At 40.9% G+C, this 274-nt stretch carries 1 protein-coding gene; it reads left to right on the forward strand.

From position 1 onward, the window contains the following. Positions 1–24 precede the first annotated feature (24 nt). Positions 25–274 (forward strand): radical SAM protein (locus CWB62_RS18555; protein ID WP_212747506.1); only part of this gene is annotated, 250 nt, incomplete at its 3' end.

The following is a 274-nucleotide window of genomic DNA, read 5'->3' on the forward strand; positions in this document are numbered from 1 at the left end:
TTTCCGTTGGAAATATTAGATGTAATGCGCGAGCGTCCGAATATTTGTAATTACTTGGATATGCCTTTACAGCATGCCAGTGATCATATGCTTAAAGCTATGCGGCGCAATATTACGCGCGCTGAAATGACGGAACTGATTCATCAAATAAGGGAAAGAGTTCCCGGTATTTGTTTGCGAACTACATTAATAGCCGGCTTCCCGGGAGAAACGGAAGAAGATATTGCAGAACTAAAATCATTTTTAGAAGAACATCGTTTTGATAGGGTAGGGA

It is taken from the genome of Pseudoalteromonas sp. S408 (assembly GCF_005886645.1).
GTDB lineage: Bacteria > Pseudomonadota > Gammaproteobacteria > Enterobacterales > Alteromonadaceae > Pseudoalteromonas.